Annotated in this window: 20 protein-coding genes, 1 tRNA gene and 1 riboswitch; of the genes, 15 read left to right on the plus strand and 6 right to left on the minus strand. The window is 68.1% G+C overall.

The genetic code is table 11. The features are described from left to right. Positions 1-42: 42 nt before the first annotated feature. Positions 43-1395 carry a DNA cytosine methyltransferase gene (locus ACZ7CH_RS01725; protein ID WP_470372952.1) on the minus strand — a complete coding sequence of 451 codons (1353 nt, stop codon included), beginning with the start codon at positions 1393-1395 and terminating at the stop codon, positions 43-45. Between the two features lie 115 nt (positions 1396-1510). On the opposite strand from ACZ7CH_RS01725, the gene ACZ7CH_RS01730 reads away from it, so the two are divergent. Beyond that, positions 1511-2368, plus strand: coding sequence for a GIY-YIG nuclease family protein (locus ACZ7CH_RS01730; protein ID WP_470372953.1), 858 nt, complete (start codon positions 1511-1513; stop codon positions 2366-2368). Positions 2369-2397: 29 nt separating this feature from the next. Further along, on the plus strand, positions 2398-3045 hold the full coding sequence (locus ACZ7CH_RS01735; protein ID WP_470372954.1) for an Eco29kI family restriction endonuclease: 648 nt from the start codon (positions 2398-2400) through the stop codon (positions 3043-3045). A 79-nt stretch (positions 3046-3124) separates the two neighbouring features. On the opposite strand, the gene ACZ7CH_RS01740 is transcribed toward ACZ7CH_RS01735, so the two are convergent. Further along, positions 3125-3198, minus strand: a tRNA-Gly gene (locus ACZ7CH_RS01740). A 94-nt stretch (positions 3199-3292) separates the two neighbouring features. Between ACZ7CH_RS01740 and dcd the strand changes: the two genes are divergently transcribed. Next, positions 3293-3874 (plus strand): dCTP deaminase, encoded by a 582-nt coding sequence (gene dcd, locus ACZ7CH_RS01745; protein ID WP_360394139.1) that lies wholly within the window; start codon positions 3293-3295, stop codon positions 3872-3874. On the opposite strand, the gene ACZ7CH_RS01750 is transcribed toward dcd, so the two are convergent. Then, positions 3871-4845, minus strand: a complete 975-nt coding sequence (locus ACZ7CH_RS01750; protein ID WP_360394141.1) for a cation diffusion facilitator family transporter — start codon at positions 4843-4845, stop codon at positions 3871-3873. The genes dcd and ACZ7CH_RS01750 overlap by 4 nt on opposite strands. A gap of 312 nt (positions 4846-5157) precedes the next feature. Between ACZ7CH_RS01750 and ACZ7CH_RS01755 the strand changes: the two genes are divergently transcribed. Next, positions 5158-5538: a phage holin family protein gene (locus ACZ7CH_RS01755; RefSeq protein WP_470372955.1), complete on the plus strand. Its 381-nt coding sequence runs from the start codon at positions 5158-5160 to the stop codon at positions 5536-5538. A gap of 59 nt (positions 5539-5597) precedes the next feature. On the opposite strand, the gene ACZ7CH_RS01760 is transcribed toward ACZ7CH_RS01755, so the two are convergent. Then, the gene (locus tag ACZ7CH_RS01760; RefSeq protein ID WP_360394147.1) at positions 5598-7859 is read right to left on the minus strand and encodes a (Fe-S)-binding protein; all 2262 of its coding nucleotides are present in this window, start codon (positions 7857-7859) and stop codon (positions 5598-5600) included. A 144-nt stretch (positions 7860-8003) separates the two neighbouring features. Between ACZ7CH_RS01760 and ACZ7CH_RS01765 the strand changes: the two genes are divergently transcribed. The 8 genes from ACZ7CH_RS01765 to ACZ7CH_RS01800 all read left to right on the plus strand — a co-directional run bounded on the left by ACZ7CH_RS01765 (position 8004) and on the right by ACZ7CH_RS01800 (position 14678). Next, a complete protein-coding gene (locus ACZ7CH_RS01765; RefSeq protein WP_360394150.1) occupies positions 8004-8327 on the plus strand; it encodes a DMT family transporter in 324 nt (107 codons plus the stop codon). Beyond that, positions 8324-8899 carry a TetR/AcrR family transcriptional regulator gene (locus ACZ7CH_RS01770; protein ID WP_360394826.1) on the plus strand — a complete coding sequence of 192 codons (576 nt, stop codon included), beginning with the start codon at positions 8324-8326 and terminating at the stop codon, positions 8897-8899. The genes ACZ7CH_RS01765 and ACZ7CH_RS01770 overlap by 4 nt, the downstream gene beginning before the upstream one ends. A gap of 5 nt (positions 8900-8904) precedes the next feature. Further along, the gene (locus ACZ7CH_RS01775) at positions 8905-9459 is read left to right on the plus strand and encodes a hypothetical protein (protein ID WP_470369804.1); all 555 of its coding nucleotides are present in this window, start codon (positions 8905-8907) and stop codon (positions 9457-9459) included. Between the two features lie 83 nt (positions 9460-9542). After that, positions 9543-10379 (plus strand): DUF4097 family beta strand repeat-containing protein, encoded by an 837-nt coding sequence (locus tag ACZ7CH_RS01780; protein WP_458429923.1) that lies wholly within the window; start codon positions 9543-9545, stop codon positions 10377-10379. 188 nt (positions 10380-10567) lie between these two features. Further along, positions 10568-12436 (plus strand): molecular chaperone DnaK, encoded by a 1869-nt coding sequence (gene dnaK, locus ACZ7CH_RS01785; RefSeq protein WP_360394159.1) that lies wholly within the window; start codon positions 10568-10570, stop codon positions 12434-12436. Further along, complete coding sequence (gene grpE / locus ACZ7CH_RS01790; protein WP_360394161.1) at positions 12433-13059, plus strand: nucleotide exchange factor GrpE; 627 nt, start codon at positions 12433-12435, stop codon at positions 13057-13059. Before dnaK ends, grpE begins: the two co-directional genes overlap by 4 nt. A gap of 17 nt (positions 13060-13076) precedes the next feature. Then, positions 13077-14243 carry a molecular chaperone DnaJ gene (gene dnaJ / locus ACZ7CH_RS01795; protein WP_470372956.1) on the plus strand — a complete coding sequence of 389 codons (1167 nt, stop codon included), beginning with the start codon at positions 13077-13079 and terminating at the stop codon, positions 14241-14243. Positions 14244-14249: 6 nt separating this feature from the next. Continuing rightward, the gene (locus tag ACZ7CH_RS01800) at positions 14250-14678 is read left to right on the plus strand and encodes a heat shock protein transcriptional repressor HspR (RefSeq protein ID WP_360394166.1); all 429 of its coding nucleotides are present in this window, start codon (positions 14250-14252) and stop codon (positions 14676-14678) included. A 1-nt stretch (position 14679) separates the two neighbouring features. Here the strand turns inward: ACZ7CH_RS01800 and ACZ7CH_RS01805 are convergent, their stop codons facing one another. Beyond that, positions 14680-15576, minus strand: a complete 897-nt coding sequence (locus tag ACZ7CH_RS01805; RefSeq protein WP_470372957.1) for an SDR family oxidoreductase — start codon at positions 15574-15576, stop codon at positions 14680-14682. An 83-nt stretch (positions 15577-15659) separates the two neighbouring features. Here ACZ7CH_RS01805 and ACZ7CH_RS01810 point away from each other — a divergent pair, with 83 nt between their 5' ends. Continuing rightward, positions 15660-16226 carry a TetR/AcrR family transcriptional regulator gene (locus ACZ7CH_RS01810; RefSeq protein WP_360394172.1) on the plus strand — a complete coding sequence of 189 codons (567 nt, stop codon included), beginning with the start codon at positions 15660-15662 and terminating at the stop codon, positions 16224-16226. Between the two features lie 4 nt (positions 16227-16230). On the opposite strand, the gene ACZ7CH_RS01815 is transcribed toward ACZ7CH_RS01810, so the two are convergent. After that, positions 16231-16701: a pyridoxamine 5'-phosphate oxidase family protein gene (locus ACZ7CH_RS01815; protein WP_360394175.1), complete on the minus strand. Its 471-nt coding sequence runs from the start codon at positions 16699-16701 to the stop codon at positions 16231-16233. Positions 16702-17157: 456 nt separating this feature from the next. Between ACZ7CH_RS01815 and ACZ7CH_RS01820 the strand changes: the two genes are divergently transcribed. After that, on the plus strand, positions 17158-18261 hold the full coding sequence (locus ACZ7CH_RS01820) for an FAD-binding oxidoreductase (protein ID WP_360394178.1): 1104 nt from the start codon (positions 17158-17160) through the stop codon (positions 18259-18261). Positions 18262-18267: 6 nt separating this feature from the next. Beyond that, positions 18268-18352: riboswitch (ZMP/ZTP riboswitch) on the plus strand. Positions 18353-18366: 14 nt separating this feature from the next. Further along, positions 18367-19584 (plus strand): serine hydroxymethyltransferase, encoded by a 1218-nt coding sequence (locus ACZ7CH_RS01825; protein WP_470372958.1) that lies wholly within the window; start codon positions 18367-18369, stop codon positions 19582-19584. Positions 19585-19760: the final 176 nt, after the last annotated feature.

Here is a 19760-nt window from a genome sequence, read left to right on the forward strand (position 1 = left end):
TTCCTTCCACCGTCGACTCGTGTCGCTTCGGGACACGGCGGGCTAGTGACCGGTGGCTTTCAACGCATCCGCAACCGCGTTTGCGAAGAACTCTCCGAGGACCACCGGGACAGCGTTGCCCAGCTGGCGCATCTGCTCACCACGGGGACCCGACCCGAGCCACTCATCGGGAAAAGTCATCACCCGTGCTGTCTCCCGAACGGTCATGTACCTGTGGCGATAGGTCCACCCACCCTCAGAAGAGGTGTCCGCGAACCGTTCGTCGACGAGCATCACCGACTCACCGCCTGGCACACCGTGAACGCCGGCCTTAACAGTCTTCGCGGGGCGATCGAGCTCGTTCGGGGTATGTCCTTTGTAGATACGAGCGCCTGGCCAGCCGATGTGATCGGCGACCTTGATCTTCTTGCCGAAGTCGAACTTCTCCTCCAATCGCTCCATGTCGACGTGTGGAAGCTCGGGAAGTTTGATGTCAGTCCCGTAGCCCTTGATGGCGTCACGCAGCGTGCGCCACGGTTGGCAGTCGTCCTCCTTGACCACCTTGGGGATTCTTGCTTGGACCTTCCGGCGGACGTGATCCGGTACATCGGAATGCCGTTGCCAGTACGCCCCATCATCATCTTGCATCGACCGCAGCAATGCGGCCTCCGAGAACCTCTCGGTCTTGACCTCCTTCTCGAAGGCCTTGATGTCAACACCGAGGTCGGCGCGGAAGGCGACGAGGACAACACGATTACGAATCTGCGGTACCCCGTAGTTCGCGGCGTTGACTGGCACCATCACTACCTTGTAGTGATCCGGATCTTGGTCTCCTTCTGAGAGTTGACCGAGGATGCGGGTCAGGTGCGCGTTGTGGTCCTGCCACCGAACATCATCGTTCCGCTTCTCAAAGGGGAGACGCAGTTCGTTCTGGATGTACTGGAAGTACTCGGCGAACGACGGTCGCAGCAGCCCTCGGACGTTCTCGCAGATCACCGCCTTCGGCCGCATCTCCCGCACCGCTTTGAAGACCGCAGGGAACATGTTCCGCTTGTCCTCGTCCCCCTTGGCGACACCTCCGGCGCTGAACGGCTGGCAAGGAGGACCGCCCGCCAGCAAGTCCACTTTGCCCTGCAGCGCACTCAGGTCCAGATCGCGAACGTCACCTGGGTAGAGAGGGGCGGGCTGGCCCACCTCCGGCGGCTGTGGTTTCGTCTCCTCGCTGCGCTTGAGACCGTCGACGCCGAGAGTCTTGCAGGCACTGGCGACGAGCGTCTCGCAGGCTCGCTTGTTGAACTCGTTGAACAAGAGTGGGCGAAACCCCGCTTGGTGGACCGCCATGGCAAGGCCGCCTCCACCTGCGAACAACTCGACGCTAGTGCGGGGCACAACTGCTTGTTTGGCCTGGTCAACCATGGCGAAATCGTACCGCGGAAATCATGTTCGTGGAAGTCCCTCACTCGAATGTGTCGACCTCTAGTGAGTAACGCCATAGGCTTGTTGGAGATCAACTCTTGGAGGGGGTACGCGTATGACGGAGGGGGCGTCGGCGGACGGGCGTGTGTATCACGACAACTTCCGGCTCAGCATCACGAAGGCGCTTGGTGATCAGTTGGCCGCAGCGCTCAAGGGATTGGCTCATGCGCCGTTGACGTATGAGCGTCTGGCGGCGGTCGAGGAACGCCCAGGTGTGTATCAGCTGTATCTGGCCGGCGAGTTCGTGTACGTCGGCAAGGCGGATCGATCCTTGCGTGCTCGGCTGGCCAATCACCTGCGCAAGCTCAGAGGTAGGCGAAACATCGACATCGAAGATGTTTCGTTTTCTTGCCTGTATGTCGCGGAGGATTTTTCGGCACTGGCTCCCGAAAGGCTGCTGATCAACCTCTACAAAGACGATGGTGGAATCCCTTGGAATAACAATGGATTCGGCAACAAAGACCCCGGTCGTCAGCGTGACAAGACAATCCTGAAGAAAAATCATTTTGACTTGAAGTATCCGATTGACCTAAGTCTTCCGGTCGGCGGGTTGAGTTCGGGTGAAATCACGCTGAGCGGATTTCTGAGGAAACTGAAGTCTGGCCTGCCGTACAACTTCCGGTACGCCGAGCCGCCGCGTTCGAATGCAACCATTCTCAAGGTTCCTTCAGGCGCGCTGTCTGCTGACATCGCGTTCCGATTGCTGTCGGAGTTTGTACCGGGCTCGTGGCAGATTTCCGCCTTGATGGGCTACGTCATCATGTACAACGATTCGCCGTCGGAGTACAAGAGCGCATGGCGCTACTACCGGTCCGGTGACGTGGTGGAAGCTGTGCCGGAGGTCTCGTCCGAAGAGGTGTCTGAGGATGAAGAAGGCCCAGCTCAAGAGGATCTCTTCGGTTCAGATCAGTGACGCGCCCTTGAAAATCGAAACAGGAATTCATGTCTGGCTATATCCCGTTCTCGTTTGATCCGTTGTCGACCGAGCAGATCTCGCGCACCATCTGCGAGTACTTTGAACGGCAGCCCTTGGTCGGGATGATTCACGAAATTCCGAAGTTCGAGGGGTCGGGTTTGTACGCCATTTACTACCGAGGTAGTAGCGTGGCGCTCTATCGACCGCTGGCGACAATCCAGGTGCCGGTCTACGTCGGACAGGCGTCGAGTCACAGTGCGACCGGTAAGCGGGTTCGTGAGCGCTTTCCATTGCACAGTCGGCTGCGCAAGCACCGCCGTTCGATCATGGAGAGCGGTCTGCCGATCGCTGAGTTCAGGTTCAGGGCGTTGTTGCTCCCGGAGGTTCACGCCAACCTGGGCGAAAACGGCCTGCGTGTTGAATATGTACCTGTTTGGAACGACAAGCTGAAGGGTTTCGGTAGCAACGAGCAGGGGGCGACAACCCGGAAGAGCGCGAAGAGCGCTTGGGACACAGTTCACGACGGGCGTAGTCGTACTCATGGTGGCGTCGTCCACGATGCGACGGCGCTGGTCGAAGCTGCGAGGGCCCACATCGAGCGCCAGGTCGCCGACTACGACTACCTGCCCTGGCCGCATCCGGCTGGAAGCGACAAGTACCTGGACTTCCAGTAGCTCCAGCGACTCAACGGTCCGTTGCGCGTCACCTGAGCAAACGACGAGGGCCCTGGACAGCTCGTCCAGGGCCCTCGGGTGGAGCGGGTGACGGGAATCGAACCCGCCTCTACAGCTTGGGAAGCTGTCGTTCTACCAATGAACTACACCCGCAGGAGCAAGCTCGCAGCCGATCATACACAGCCCGGCAACGTGACGTCTCACCGTCCTCGTCGGCGAGCCGGACCAACTCGGTTACCCTGCCCAGGTGCTGCTGAGTGACCAGGATCTGCGCAAAGAGGTCGAGTCCGGCCGTCTCCACCTCGACCCCTTCGACGCCGAGATGCTCCAACCGAGCAGCATCGACGTGCGGCTCGACCGGTTCTTCCGGGTCTTCAACAACACGAAGTACACGCACATCGACCCGTCGCAGCAGCAGGACGACCTGACGAGCCTGGTGGAGACGCCGGAGGGTGAGCAGTTCGTGTTGCACCCCGGCGAGTTCGTGCTGGGCAGCACCTACGAGATGGTGACGCTCCCGGACGACCTGGCGGGCCGGCTGGAGGGCAAGTCCAGCCTGGGCAGGCTCGGCCTCCTGACGCACTCCACGGCCGGGTTCATCGACCCGGGGTTCTCCGGCCACATCACGCTGGAGCTGTCGAACGTCGCGAACCTGCCGATCACGCTGCACCCCGGCATGAAGATCGGCCAGCTGTGCCTGTTCAAGCTGTCGAGCCCGGCGGAGCACCCGTACGGCTCGACGCAGGCCGGCAGCCGGTACCAGGGGCAGCGGGGACCGACGCCGAGCCGCGCGTACCTGAACTTCCACCGGACGGACACGCGCCGCTAGAAGCCGTAGCGCTCCAGCACGCGGCGGCGCAGTTCGGGATCGGTGCGCGGGACCGGTTCGAGGAAGATCTCGTCCAGGTCGGGGAACTCCGAGTGCAGGTCCGCGGAGATGCGCACGCAGGCCAGTTCCAGTTCGTGGGCGGTCATGGAGTCGTCGAAGTCCAGTCGGGCGCACAGCAGGACGCGGTCGGTGCCGATGAGCATCGTCAGGACGTCCACCACGGCGTCGACCTCGGGCAGGTCGGCGAGCCACTTCCAGATCGCCTTGACCACCACCTGGTCTGCCTGGCGGCCGATCAGCAGGCCGCGGTTGGTGCGGGCCAGGGTGTAGGCGACGAGGGCGAGCAGCACGCCGATCGCCAGTGACGCGAGGCCGTCCCACACCGACGAGCCGGTCAGCTGGTGCAGGCCGAGGCCGGTGAACGCGAGGACCAGGCCGATCAGGGCCGCCGAGTCCTCCAGGAACACGGTCTTCACGGTGGGGTCGTCGGACTCGCGCAGGAACGCCCAGAAGCTCTTGCCGTGCTCGGCGGACTGGGAGCGGACCTGGCGGAACGCCTGCGTCCACGACACGGACTCCAGCAGGAACGCCAGTGCCAGCACGATGTAGCCGACCAGGGGGCGGGTCTGCTCCTCCGGTTCGCCGAAGACGGTGCGGAAGCCCTCGTAGAACGCGAACATCGCGCCGGAGGCGAAGATCGAGACGGCGGCCAGCAGCGACCAGAAGTAGCGCTCCTTGCCGTAGCCGAAGGGGTGGCGGCGGTCGGCCGGGCGGTCGGAGCGGCGCAGGGCCGTGAGCAGCAGGGCCTCGGTGAACGTGTCGGCCACCGAGTGCGCGGCCTCGGAGAGGATCGCGGCCGAACCGGTCAGCACGCCCGCGATGGCCTTGGTGATGGCGATCGCCAGGTTCACCAGCAGGGCGAGTACGACGGTCAGCGTGCTTTCCCCAGAGCCCTGCGGCTTGTCGCTCATGGTGATCAGCGTAGGCCCGGCGGGGCCGCTCCACCGGTTGTGACCTGGCACGATCCGAACCCCGGCAACCGGACAAACCGCCCTGAACCACAGGCGTTCATTGGTTCATTCGAGTGACATTCGGGGAACCGGGCAACATCGCCGGGGGCTGTGGTGTCTTAGGGACGGGATCTGCTCCGGGGGGGAGACGCTGATCACCAAGGGGGTAAGACGGAACCGCCCGCGTCCAGCGAGAGGACGCGGGCGGTTCTGCGTCCGGCGCACCACGCCGGCGCTCCCGGCCACTTAGGACCGAAGTGGTTAGTCTGCGGCATGGGCATCTTGGTGCATGTGCTGCTGACTGCCGTGGCGGTCTGGGTCTCGACGGCCATTCCCGGCATCGACCTGGGCGAGGGCAGCACCGGGTCGCGGATTCTCACGCTGATCGGCGTGGCGGTGATCTTCGGCCTGGTGAACGCGGTCGTGAAGCCGCTCGTGAAGTTCTTCGGCTGCCTGTTCTACCTGCTGACGCTCGGTCTGATCGGGCTCGTGGTGAACGCGCTGCTGTTCATGCTCACCGGCTGGCTGGCCGAGCAGCTGGACCTGCCGTTCCGCGTCGACGGGTTCTGGCCCGCGTTCTGGGGCGCGATCATCGTGGCGCTCGCGAGCTGGCTGCTGAACGTGGTCTACGACAAGATCACCGACAACGACTGACGCGCGACGAGAAAGGCCCTCGGTCCATCGGACCGAGGGCCTTTCTCATGCCGTCAGGCTCAGGCCTTCGCCTTGTCCTCATTCGGCAGCGGCGTGCCGGTCGGGACCTCGTCGGTCGGCGTGTCGGCCTTCTCCGTGCTGCGCTTCACCGACGCCAGCAGCATCTGCGCCACGTCCACGACCTCGACGTGCGCACCGGCCTGGCCGTCGGACTGCCGCGCGGTCACGCCGTCGGTCAGCATCACGCGGCAGAACGGGCAGCCGGTCGCGATCTTCGACGGCGCGGTGCCCAGCGCCTCGTCGACGCGATCGATGTTGATGCGCTTGCCGATCCGCTCCTCCATCCACATGCGGGCGCCACCGGCACCGCAGCACATGGAGCGCTCCTCGTGGCGCGGCATCTCGCGCAGCTTCGCGCCGGACGCGCCGATGAGCTCGCGCGGGGCCTCGTAGACCTTGTTGTGGCGGCCCAGGTAGCACGGGTCGTGGTAGGTCACGTCCTCGGTGACCGGCGCGACCGGCACCAGGCGGCGTTCGCGCACCAGCTTGTTCAGCAGCTGCGTGTGGTGCACGACCTCGTACGTGCCGCCGACCTGCGGGTACTCGTTGGCCAGCGTGTTGAAGCAGTGCGCGCACGTCACGACGATCTTGCGCTGGCCTGCCGGGCGGTCCTCGAACACCGCGTTCAGCACCTCGACGTTCTGCTGCGCCAGCATCTGGAACAGGAACTCGTTGCCGGCGCGGCGGGCCGGGTCACCGGTGCAGGTCTCCTCCGGGCCGAGCACCGCGTACTTGACGCCCGCGGTGTGCAGCAGCTCGGCCACGGCGCGGGTGGTCTTCTTCGCGCGGTCCTCGAACGCACCGGCGCAGCCGACCCAGAACAGGTACTCCGCGTCGCCCAGCTCGCCGTCGAACACCGGCACCTCGAACTCGAGGCCCTCGGTCCAGCTCAGCCGGTCCTTGGCGTTCTGGCCCCACGGGTTGCCCTTGTTCTCCAGGTTCTTGAACATCCCGCCGAGCTCGGTCGGGAAGTTCGACTCGATCAGCACCTGGTAGCGGCGCATGTCGACGATGTGGTCGACGTGCTCGATGTCGACCGGGCACTGCTCGACGCACGCGCCGCAGGTCGTGCACGACCACAGCACCTCGGGGTCGATCACGCCCAGCTCGCCGGGGCCGCCGACCAGCGGGCGCTCCGACTCGGCCATCGCCAGCACGTCGATCGACTCGAGGCGCTTCTTGTAGTCCTCGTACTTGTCCTCGGTGAGGCCGACCTCGTCGCCGGCCATGTCGCGCGAGCCGCCGGCGAGCAGGTACGGCGCCTTGGCGAACGCGTGGTCGCGCAGCTGCGTGATGACCATCTTCGGGGACAACGGCTTGCCGGTGTTCCAGGCGGGGCACTGCGACTGGCAGCGGCCGCACTCGGTGCAGGTGGAGAAGTCGAGCCAGCCCTTCCAGCTGAAGTCCTCGACCTTGCCGACGCCGAACACGTCCTTGTCCGGGTCGGCCTCTTCGAGGTCCAGGACCTTGCCGCCGGACATCATCGGCTTCAGCGCGCCCAGCGCGACGCCGCCGTCGTCCTCGCGCTTGAAGTAGATGTTGAAGAAGGCCGAGAACCGGTGCCAGGCGATGCCCATCGTCAGGTTCCGGCCGACCACGACCAGCCAGAGCATGCCGCTGAGCAGCTTGACCAGCGCCATCACCGACACCCAGATCGGGGCGGCCGGCAGGATCTGCGCGAGCGGCTGCGTCACGAACGACGTCCACAGCGGCGCGGACTCGAGGCCGCTCGACTGCTTGAACGCCTTCACGAGCAGGATGCCGAGGCCCTCGACGATGACGACGGCCTCGACGAAGTACGCCGACCTGAAGCTGGAGCCCGCGAAGCGCGAGATGCGGTCGGCGCGGCGCGGGTGGTTGCGCTGGCGGATGACCGCGAGGGCCACGCCACCGACGACGGTGCCGAGGCCGAGCAGCTCGACGAGCAGCAGCCAGATCGACCACGTGCCGATGACCGGCCAGTGGAAGTGCGGGTCGAACACCTCGCCGTAGGCCTCGAACAGCACCGCGGAGCCGATGAGGAAGCCCCACATCACCATCCAGTGCCACGGGGCGACCGAGCGGAACTTCGCCATCCTGGTGTGCGCGACGAACTCGACGACCATCGTCTTCAGGCGCGGCCAGAACGGTCCCGTGCGGGTGCCGTCCGGCTGGCCGAGCCGGATGATCTTGATCATCTTCCAGACGCCGGCGACGAACACGCCCCAGGCGACGACGCTCACCACTACGGCGACGAGTCCGAGAACCAGCTGGAGGGTCATGGCGGGAGTCTAGGCCAGGTTACCGCTGAGTAACCACTTGGACGTGGCCGGTGTCTCGTCACGTACCGGTCAAGTACCCGGAATGTGATCGAAAACTTGTGGAACACTTGTTCAGATAGTTTTGCGAGGCATCCGGAGGTCGCCGTGTTGTACCTGTACCTGGCCGCGGCGATCGTCGCGGAGATCGCCGCCACCGTCTCCCTGAAGGTCTCCGACGGATTCACCAAACTGTGGCCTTCGGTGGTCGTCGTCGCCGGCTACACGATCGCCTTCACAGCGCTCTCGCGCGCGTTGAAGTTGGGTATGCCCGTGGGCGTCGCCTACGCCGTGTGGTCCGCGATCGGTGTCGCCGCCGTGGCGCTCATCGGCTGGCGGTTCCTCGGCGAGGCGCTCAACCCCACGATGGTCGTCGGGCTGGCCCTGATCATCGGGGGCGTGGTGACCCTGGAGCTCGGGAGGACGCACTGAGCGCGACGGCAGTCGACGGGCGCAAGGCGCGCGGCGAGAAGAAGCGGCGCGCCATCGTCGAGGCCACGTTGCGGGTCATCGAACGCGAGGGCGTCGCCGGGGTGACGCACCGCAGCGTGGCCCGCGAGGCCGGCGTGCCGACCACGGCGCCGACCTACTACTTCGCGACGCTCGACGACCTGCTGACCGCCACGCTGCTGTGGTCGGCCGAGGCGATGTGCGACGAGGTCCTGAAGATCATCGCCGTCGGCACCCCGCGGGAGATCGCGCGCAGCCTGGCCAGGGCGGTCGACGAGCACCGGGCGCGCACGCTCGCCGAGTACGAGCTGTACCTGCTGGCCGGGCGGCGACCGGAGCTCAAGCCCGCCGCGCGCCGCTGGCTCGACCTGGCCGCCGAGGTGGCCGCGCCCGCGGACCCCGTGGCGTTCCGCGCGTTCCTCGCCGCGATCGACGGCCTGCTCATCCAGGGGCTGATCGCCGACGTCGCCCCGGACGTGGACGAGCTGGAGCCAATCGTGTCCTTCTTGATCCGCGGTCGCGACGATCCCACGCCCGCCGCACGGGGAGAATGAGCGGCATGAGGTTCGCGCGAGAGGTGTCCGGCATCAGCCACGGGGTGAGCCTCGGGCTGCTGACCGCGCTCTACGTGCGCGACGGCCTGGCGTTGTCGGTGGACGTCGAACCGCACGTGCCGGGACTGGAACCGTCGCTGCCGGTGCACGTGCCGGCCGGGGTCGACCGCGCCGCCGTGACCGCCGAGTGGCCCGGCTGGTGGGCCGACGCGCTGGACGCGTGCACCCGCGGTGCCGAACCGGCCGTGCCCGAGGACGCGGAGGCGTTGCTGACCCGGCCCGCCAGCCGGACGGCGGTGCTCGCGCTCAAGCCCGGCATCCAGGAGCTGCACCGGGTGCAGAGCCCGGCCGCGCTGCCGATCGGCGACGTGCTGCGCGGCATCGAGTCGCGGATCGGGCGGTGGGCGCAGAGCGTGGAGCTGCACATCGCCGAGGTGCCGGTCGAGGGCCTGCTCTGGGAGCGGATCGCGCCCGCGCACGTGCTGGCGTCGTCGCGGTTCCTCAACGACCCGGCGCGGACCGCACCGGCCCTGCGCGCGGTGCTCGAAGACCTGGTCTAGGCACGGGGTAGGGAGAACCCCACCCCGCCTCCGGGGGCTGACTGCCGTGTGGCCGGACCCCGGCCGGCTCTACTTTTGTGCCCATGATGAGGGCAGCGCTGGTGGCGTTGGTGGCGGGGACGGTGCTCACGGCGCTGACGGGCTGTGGCATCCGCATCGTGAAGTACGAGTTCTCCGATGACTACGTCGTCGCGGAAACGTTCACGTCCGTGCGTGCGCGCAACGGGTCGGGTGACGTGACGATCAGGTACCAGGAGGGCCTGACCGGGACGAAGGTCCACCGCAGGGTGGAGCACGCCAAGAACAACAAGCCGGGGGGCACCACGCACCGGGTCGAGGGCGACACGCTGGTGCTGGACACCTGCGGCGACAACTGCGAGGCCAACTACGAGGTGCTCGTGCCCGCCGCCGGCATCAGGGTCGTCGGCGACGTGGGCTCGGGCGACGCGGTCGTCGAGGGTCTCGCGTCCGTCGAGTACGCGACCGGCTCCGGGGACATCACCACCCTGGACATCTCGGGGGACGTCAAGGTGAACACCGGGTCCGGCAACTTCCGGGCCACCAGGGTCGGCGGCACCGTGACCGCGGACCTCGGGTCCGGGCACATCGAGCTGAACACGGTGAAGGGCAAGCTGCTCGCCGTCACGAGGTCCGGTGACATCGACGGCTCGTCCCTGAGCGGCGAGGTGATCGCCGACGCCAGCTCGGGACGGGTCGAGCTGATCATGGCGGAGCCGCGGTCAGTGCGGGTCAACTCCGGCTCCGGCGACGTGGACGTACGGGTGCCGGGTGGTCCGTACCGGATCACCGGGGTGTCGGGCAGCGGTGACCGCGACATCCAGGTCGCGACCGCACCGGACGCACCGCTCGAGCTCAACCTCACCACCGGTTCCGGCGAGGTCCGGGTGCTCGCCATCTGAGTCCGTCCGAGGGGGACTGTGTCGAGGGCCACTCCACAAGGGGTGGCCCTCGTGGCGTTCTGAGGGAACAACGGGAGCTTCCCGGCCGTTGTGCCAGTCAGAAAGCTTGAGTCGGGTAGGCTCAAGGTTGAGCAAGGTGGCAAACTTGAGCCAGCAACGCTCAACAAGTACTAGCGGAAGGAACTCCAATGGCGCGTGCAGTCGGCATCGACTTGGGGACGACCAACTCCGTCGTCGCCGTTCTCGAGGGCGGTGAGCCGACGGTCATCGCCAACTCGGAGGGCTCGAGGACGACCCCGTCCATCGTCGCTTTCGCCAAGAACGGCGAGGTCCTCGTGGGTCAGCCCGCGAAGAACCAGGCCGTCACCAACGTCGACCGCACCATCCGCTCGGTCAAGCGCCACATCGGCACCGACTGGAAGACCGACGAGGTCGACGGCAAGAAGTACACCTCGCAGGAGATCAGCGCGCGCGTGCTCATGAAGCTCAAGCGCGACGCCGAGGCGTACCTGGGCGAGGAGATCACCGACGCGGTCATCACCGTCCCGGCCTACTTCGAGGACGCGCAGCGGCAGGCCACCAAGGAGGCCGGCCAGATCGCGGGTCTCAACGTGCTCCGCATCGTCAACGAGCCGACCTCCGCCGCTCTGGCGTACGGCCTCGACAAGGGCGAGAAGGAGCAGACCATCCTGGTCTTCGACCTCGGTGGCGGCACGTTCGACGTCTCGCTGCTCGAGCTCGGTGACGGCGTCGTCGAGGTCCGCGCGACCTCCGGTGACAACCACCTCGGTGGCGACGACTGGGACCAGCGCGTCGTCGACTGGCTGGTCGAGCGCTTCAAGCAGGCCAACGGCATCGACCTGACCAAGGACAAGATGGCCCTGCAGCGGATCCGCGAGGCCGCTGAGAAGGCCAAGATCGAGCTGTCCAGCTCGGCGCAGGCGTCCATCAACCTGCCCTACATCACGGTCGACGCGGACAAGAACCCGCTGTTCCTCGACGAGACGCTGTCGCGCGCCGAGTTCCAGCGCATCACGTCCGACCTGCTCGAGCGCACCCGCGCGCCGTTCAACAACGTGATCAAGGACGCCGGCGTCTCCGTCGGCGACATCGACCACGTCGTGCTCGTCGGCGGCTCGACCCGCATGCCCGCCGTCGCGGAGCTCGTCAAGGAGCTGACCGGCGGCCGCGAGCCCAACAAGGGCGTGAACCCGGACGAGGTCGTCGCCGTCGGCGCCGCCCTGCAGGCCGGTGTCCTCAAGGGCGAGGTCAAGGACGTCCTGCTGCTCGACGTCACCCCGCTGTCCCTCGGCATCGAGACCAAGGGCGGCATCATGACCAAGCTGATCGAGCGCAACACCACGATCCCGACCAAGCGGTCCGAGACCTTCACGACGGCGGACGACAACCAGCCGTCCGTGCAGATCCAGGTCTTCCAGGGCGAGCGCGAGATCGCGTCGCAGAACAAGAAGCTCGGCATGTTCGAGCTGACCGGTCTGCCCCCGGCCCCGCGCGGCGTGCCGCAGATCGAGGTCACCTTCGACATCGACGCGAACGGCATCGTCCACGTGTCGGCGAAGGACCTGGGCACCGGCAAGGAGCAGTCGATGACGATCACCGGTGGCTCCGCGCTGCCGAAGGACGACATCGACCGCATGGTCAAGGACGCCGAGGCCCACGCGGAGGAGGACAAGCGCCGCCGCGAGGAGGTCGAGGTCCGCAACCAGGCCGAGACGCTGGTCTACCAGACGGAGAAGGTCGTCAAGGAGAACGACGACAAGCTCCCGGCGGAGATCAAGGACAAGGTCAACGCCGCCGTCGCCGAGGCGAACGAGGCGCTCAAGGGCACCGACATCAACGCCATCAAGGCCGCGGTGGAGAAGCTCGCGACCGAGTCGCAGGCCATCGGCCAGGCGATCTACGCCAACGCGCCGGGCGCGGCGGGTGCCGAGGCCCCCGGTGCGGGTGCCGGTGCGGCCGGTGCCGGCCAGGCCAAGTCCGACAAGGACGACGACGTCGTCGACGCCGAGATCGTGGACGAGGACGAGAAGAAGTGACCGAGCCGAGGCACGCAGCTCCTGACGAGCAGCAGCCTCCCCTCGTCGTGAACGACCGGCGCCGGATCGACCCCGAAACGGGCGAGGTCCGCGCGCCGGCCGCTCCGGCGGAGGAGGGCGCAGCCCAGGAGACCGACGAGACCGTGGTCGCCGCCGAGTTCGTGGACGACGCCGCCGTCGAGCTGAAGGCCCAGCTCGACGAGCGCACCGCGGACCTGCAGCGGCTCACCGCCGAGTACGCGAACTACCGCAAGCGGGTGGAACGCGACCGGGAAGCGGTGATCAACAACGCGAAGGCGTCCGTGGCCGCCGAGCTCCTGCCGCTGCTGGACGACGTCGAACGGGCCGCCGCTCACGGCGACCTGACCGGCGCGTTCAAGGCGGTGGCGGACAAGCTCGTGTCCACGCTGCAGAAGACCGGCCTGGAGCCGTTCGCGCACGAGGGCGAGGCGTTCGACCCGTCGGTGCACGAGGCCGTGCAGCACAGCACGTCCCCGGACGTCGAGGGCCCGACCGTCACCGCCGTGCTGCGGCGCGGCTACCGGTTCGGCGAGAAGCTCGTCCGCCCGGCGCTCGTCGCCGTGACGGACCACGAGCCGGCAGCACCCGCTGAAGAGAGCTGAAGGGAGGGAGACGTCCGGTGAGTGCTAGGGACTGGATCGAGAAGGACTTCTACCGCGAACTGGGCGTCTCCTCCGACGCCTCGGCGGACGAGATCAAGAAGTCGTACCGCAAGCTCGCCCGTGAGCTGCACCCCGACGCCAACCCCGGCGACGCCAAGGCGGAGGCCCGCTTCAAGGCCGTCTCCGAGGCCTACGGGGTGCTGTCCGACGCGGCGAAGCGCAAGCAGTACGACGAGGCTCGTCGCCTGTTCGCGGGCGGAGGGGGCTTCCCCGGCGGCTTCGGCGGTGCCGGCGGCTTCGACGTCAACGACCTGTTCGGCCGGGCGGCGCAGGGCACCGGTGGCGGTGGCGGTGGCCTGGGCGACCTGCTCGGCGGCCTGTTCAACCGGCGCGGTGGCGGCGGTGCGGCCTCGGCCACGCGTCCCCGTCGCGGCGAGGACGTCGAGACCGACGTCCGGCTCGACTTCACCGAGGCGGTGAGGGGCGCGCAGGTGCCACTGCGGCTGTCCTCACCGGCCGCGTGCACGACCTGCGGCGGCTCCGGCGCCAAGCCGGGCACGACGCCGCACACCTGCGCGACCTGCTCGGGTTCCGGCCTGGTCACGCGGTCGCAGGGCGCGTTCGCGTTCAGCGAGCCGTGCCGCGACTGCCGCGGCACCGGCCGGATCATCGACGACCCGTGCGTCGAGTGCGGTGGCGACGGCGTCAGCACCCGCACCCGCACGCTGACCGTCCGGATTCCCTCGGGGGTCGACGACGGCCAGCGGATCCGCCTGGCGGGACAGGGCGAACCGGGGCGCAACGGCGGACCGTCTGGCGACCTGTTCGTCCGCGTGCACGTCAACCCGCACAGCGTGTTCGGCCGCCAGGGCAACGACCTGACGCTGACCGCGCCGATGACGTTCCCCGAGCTGGCGCTGGGCACGACGTTGACCGTGCCGACGCTGGACGGCAAGGTGACCTTGAAGGTGCCGGCCGGCACCGCTTCCGGGCGCGTGCTGAGGGCGCGCGGCAAGGGCATCACCCGCAAGGACGGCAGCCAGGGCGATCTGCTGATCACGCTGGAGGTCGCCGTCCCGAACAACCTGTCCTCCGAGGCGCGCACGGCCCTGGAGGCGTACGCGGACGTGACCAAGGAGCACGACCCGCGAGGTGAGCTGAACGCGCTGCTGGAAGGGCGGTGAGTTCCGGTGAGTTTTCCGTTCCCGCCGGGGACTGACGAGGACACGCCGTTCTTCGTCATCTCGGTGGCAGCACAGCTCTCCGGCCTGCACGCGCAAACCCTGCGGTCCTACGACCGGATGGGCCTCGTGTCGCCGGGCCGCACCTCCGGCGGCGGCCGCCGCTACTCGATGCGCGACATCGTGCTGCTGCGCGAGGTCCAGCGCCTCTCCCAGGAGGAGGGCGTGAACCTCGCCGGCATCAAGCGCATCATCGACCTGGAGCACCAGGTCGACGCCCTGCGCGCCCGCGTGACCGAGCTGTCCCAGGAGCTGGCCCAGGCACTGGCCGCCGCCGACTCCGCGGCGGCCGCGGTGCACGCCTCCTACCGCAGGGACCTGGTCCCGGTGCGGCAGGAGACGGCGCTCGTGGTGTGGAAGCCCAAGCCGCGCAAGTAGCTCACCGCTCGAAGTAGAACCCGGTCTCCAGGTCCGCCAGGAGGCCGGGTTCCTGCGGTTCCCACCCCAGCAGCGTCCTCGTGCGCGCGCTGGACGTCGGTGCGTCCCGCGTCACCATGAACGCCAACGGCCCGAAGTGCTCCTGCGCTCGTTCCGCGGGAATGCTCTCGACCGGCAGGCCGAGCTTGCGCCCGATCGCCTCGGCGATGGTGCGCATCGGCACGGCCTCCTCGGCCACCGCGTGCAGCACCGCGCCCGTAGGCGCCGCCTCCACCGCCAGCCGGTACAGCCGCGCCGCGTCCAGGGTGTGCGCCGCGGACCAGCGGTTCGTGCCGTCACCGGGGTAGCCGGACACGCCCTTCTCCCGCGCGGTCCTGACCAGGATCGGGATGAACCCGGCCGTGTCGAGCGGGCTGTGCACGGTGGGCGGCAGCACGACCACCGAACCGCGCACGTCCGCGGCGTCGACGATCGCGTTGCGGGCGGCACCGCGGGTGTCGCTGTCGGCGACCCGCTCCTCCTCCGTCGCGGTGCGGCCCAGCCCGGCGTATGACAGCGTGCCACTGGTGCCGATCAGGGCCTTGCCGGTGCCGGAGAGCTCGTCGAGGAACGCCTTGACCACCGCCAGGTCGGCTCCGGCGGCACCCGCGTAGTCGCCGGCGAACATCTCCTCGTGCTTGAACGCCAGGTGGACCACCGCGTCCGCCTCGACCGCGGCCTTGCGCAGCCCGTCCAGGTCGTCGAGGTCACCGCGCCGGACCCGGGCGCCCCAGGCCTCCAGCCTGGCGGCGGACATGTCGGACCGGGCCAGGCCGACGACCTCGTGCCCGGCTCCCAGCAGCTCCGGGACCAGCGCCGAACCGACGTGACCGCTGGCGCCCGTGACGAAAACCTTCATCGCACTTCCTCAAGGTGATGGGACTTGGTCTCATCAACCGTAGCAGAGTGATGGGACTTAGTCGCATCACTTAGGATGGGGTCATGGGTCGATGGGAGCCGGACGCGCGGGAGCGGTTGGTGCGCGCCGCACTCGACCTGTTCGGCGAGCAGGGGTACGACAACACCGCGGTCGCGCAGATCGCCGAACGCGCCGGGCTCACCAAGAGCACGTTCTTCCGGCACTTCCGGGACAAGCGCGAGGTGCTGTTCGGCGGTCAGGACCAGCTCGCCGAGGTGCTCACCACCGGCATCGCCTGCGCGCCGGAGCAGGCGGAACCGCTGGCCGCGGTCGAGGCGGCGCTGGTCGCGGTCGGCACCTGGTTCACCGACGAGCACCGGGCGCACGGCCCGCAGCGGCAGGCGGTGATCGAGGACCACCTGGAACTGCGTGAGCGGTCGGCGCTGAAGATGGTCGGGTTCGGCGTGGCCATGAAGGACGCGCTCGAACGCCGCGGCGTCGCCGAGCTGGCGGCAGCGGTGGCCGCCGAGCTCGGCGTGCTCGCCTTCGAACGCGCGTACGGCACGTGGGTGACGACCACCGGGGACTGGTCCGACGTCGTCCGGCGGTCGGTCGCCGAGGTGCGGACCGCGGCCGCGACGCTCGGCTAGCCGCTCACGACTCCTCGCCAGACCCCTTGCCGGCCTTCACCCCGAAGTAGTCGCCGCCCTTGCGCTTCGCGTCGTCGGTGCCCCAGTCGCGGATGCGGTCCACCGGCACCATGCGGGGGATGTGCTTGCGGCAGTGGACGTAGGCCTCCTGCACCTGCACGACGACCCAGCGCTCCACCTTGCGGTCCTCGGTGGGGAACTCCTCGCGCGGCGCGATGCGGGCCCTGCCGTTGACGTGCAGGCCGATCAGGTCCTCGGTGAAGTCCACCATCAGCATGCCGACGTGCGGGTTCTCCATGATGTTGCCGAGCGAGGCCATGACGCCGTTGCCGCGGTACTCGGGGTACGCGACGGTCCTCGGGTCGACCACCCGGATGAAGCCCGCGGGTCCGGCGCGCAGCGTCGAGTCGCACTCGCCGTCGGCGTCGGAGGTCGAGATGAACGCCATCTCCATCCGGCCGACGAACTCGGCCATCGCGGGGTTGAGGTGGTCCAGTACCTGGTCCGAGTAGAAGCGTGTGGCGCGATCGGAGGTCTCCAGGGCACATTGGAGGAAGTGCTCGCCGCGGGAGCCGGGATGTTCGACACGGTTGGGTGAGGTGGTTCCAGTCAATTCAGGCAAGGACACGCGCCACACCGTTGCACGCAAGCGCGCAACTCGGTACGGAGGGACCCTCAGATTCACACTGTTGCGGTAACAAGCAGTTGCGTACCGTAGTCATGCTTCGCTCGAAGGTGGCATCAAGGAGTCGGAAGGCCAGAACAGAGGTTAGTGTCCACCCCGTCGGGGGACGGATGTTTGACGAGCACGGCGCCTCACCGGTGCCAGGACGAAGAACGTGGAGACTGCGCGCGGACCATGACTGCGAACGCTGTGCTGAGCCCCATCCCTACCCCGCCACACCGTGAACCCCCGCCTGGCGTCACCGCGATGGTGCGGATGATCCGGGAGAGCTTCGCGGTGGTGGAGCCGCATTCCGAAGAAGTGGCGAAGTTCTTCTACGGGATGCTCTTCTCGCTCTCGCCCGCCACACGCGAGATGTTCCCCGCCAACATGGAGGTGCAGCGGAGCCGTCTGCTGCGCGCCCTGGTGCACGTGGTGCAGATGGTCGACCGCCCGGACGACCTGATCCCCTTCCTCCGCCAGCTGGGCCGCGACCACCGCAAGTTCGGTGTCATCAACGTCCACTACGAGGCGGTCGGCACGGCACTGCTGTCGGCGGTGAAGAAGTTCGCCGGTGCCGCCTGGACGCCGAAGGTCGAGATGGCCTGGGCCGAGGCGTACACGCTGATGGCCCGCGCGATGCAGGAGGCGGCCGACGCCGACAACGGGCCCGCGTACTGGCACGCGACGGTGCTGGAGCACCAGCGCGTGTCGTGGGACCTGGCGGTCGTGCGGCTGCAGCCCGACCACCCGGTCAACTACCGCGCCGGGCAGTACGTGTCCGTCGAGACGCCGCAGCGCAAGCGGCTGTGGCGCTACTACACGCCGGCGAACGCGCCGCGCGAGGACGGCATCATCGAGTTCCACATCCGGTCCGTCGACGGCGGCTGGGTGTCGCGCTCGGTGGTCGGCCACACGCAGGCCGGCGACACGTGGCGCATCGGACCGCCGATGGGACGCCTCTCGGTCGACCGCACGTCCGGGTCGGACATCCTGATGGTGGCCGGTGGCACGGGCGTCGCGCCGATGCACGCGATCATCGACGAGATGGCGCAGTGGGGCGACAACCCGCGCGTGCACCTGTTCTACGGCGGCCGCACCCGCGAGGACCTCTACGACCTGGACAACCTGCAGCGCATCGCGACCACGAACCCGTGGCTCACGGTCGTGCCGGTGCTGGAGTCGGACCCCGGCGTCCGCGGTGTCGAGCAGGGCACCCTGGCCGACGTGGTCACCCGCTACGGCGCGTGGGAGGAACGCGACGTCCTGGTCTGCGGCAGCCCGGCGATGATCAGGTCGACGGTGTCCCGCATGCTGGTCGCGGGAACTCCGCTCGACCGGATCAAGTACGACCCGTTCACGCTGGACTAGGCTCGGCACGTCGAAAGCGACTGGCGTGCCGAGGGTGGAACCGACCACCGGGAAGCGACTGCCGAGCGCACCGAACGCCTGGGTGCACCGGTGTGGAGCTGAGCCGTGCTCTCCCAGGTCGATCCCGAGATCGCCGCACTGATCGAGGCCGAGTCCGCCCGCCAGTCCCGCAGGCTGCGCATGATCGCGTCGGAGAACGACGTGTCCGCCGCCGTGCTTGAGGCAACGGGCTCGGTGCTGACGAACAAGTACTCCGAGGGGTACCCCGGCAAGCGGTACTACGAGGGCCAGCAGGTCGTCGACCAGGTCGAACAGCTCGCGATCGACCGCGCGAAGGCCCTGTTCGGCGTGGACCACGCCAACGTCCAGCCGCTGTCCGGCGCGCCCGCGAACCTCGCGGTGTACCTCGCGTTCCTGTCGCCGGGCGACACGGTGATGGGCATGTCGCTGCCGATGGGCGGCCACCTGACCCACGGCTGGAACGTGTCCGCGACCGGCAGGTGGTTCCACGCGGTGCAGTACGACGTGCGCAAGGACACCGGCGTCGTCGACCTGGACCAGGTCCGCTCCCTCGCGCTCGCCGAACGCCCGAAGGTGATCTTCTGCGGTGGCACGGCCATCCCGCGCACGATCGACTTCCCGGCGTTCGCCGCCATCGCAGCCGAAGTCGACGCCGTCCTGGTCGCCGACATCGCGCACATCGCGGGTCTCGTCGCGGGCGGCGCCCACCCGTCCCCGGTCGGCCACGCCCCGGTGATCACCACGACCACGCACAAGACGCTCCGCGGCCCGCGTGGCGCCATGATCCTCAGCGACGCCGAGCACGCCAGGGCCGTCGACCGCGCTGTCTTCCCCGGCCTGCAGGGTGGCCCGCACAACCACACGACCGCCGCCATCGCCGTGGCCCTGCACGAGGCGGCGCAGCCGGCGTTCCGCGAGTACGCGCACACCGTCGTGGCCAACGCACAGGCGCTCGCGGCCGCGTTGCTGGAGCGGGGCTTCGACTTGGTCTCCGGTGGCACCGACAACCACCTGATCCTGATCGACCTGACGTCCAGGGGCATCGGCGGCAAGCCGGCCGCGCGGGCACTGGACCGGGCGGGCATCGAGCTCAACTACAACGCGGTGCCGTACGACTCCCGCACGCCGTTCGACCCGTCCGGCATCCGGCTCGGCACCCCCGCCATCACCACCCGCGGCCTCCGCCCGTCCCACATGCCGCAGATCGCCGACTGGATCGACCGGGCCACCACCGCCGTCGCTGACGAACCCGCACTCGCACGCATCGCCACCGAGGTCGAGGACCTGCTCACCTCCCTCTAACCCCCGCCGTAAGTGCACGCGGGGACCTTTCGTACCCCTGGGAGGGCACGCGGGGACCTTTCGTACCCCGGGAGTGCACGCGGGGAGCTTTCGTAACCCTGGGAGGGCACGCGGGGAGCTTTCGTACCCCAGGAGGGCACGCGGGGTCCCCGCGTGCCCTCCACTCGCAGGGGAGT

This window comes from Lentzea sp. NPDC037011, from assembly GCF_055607425.1.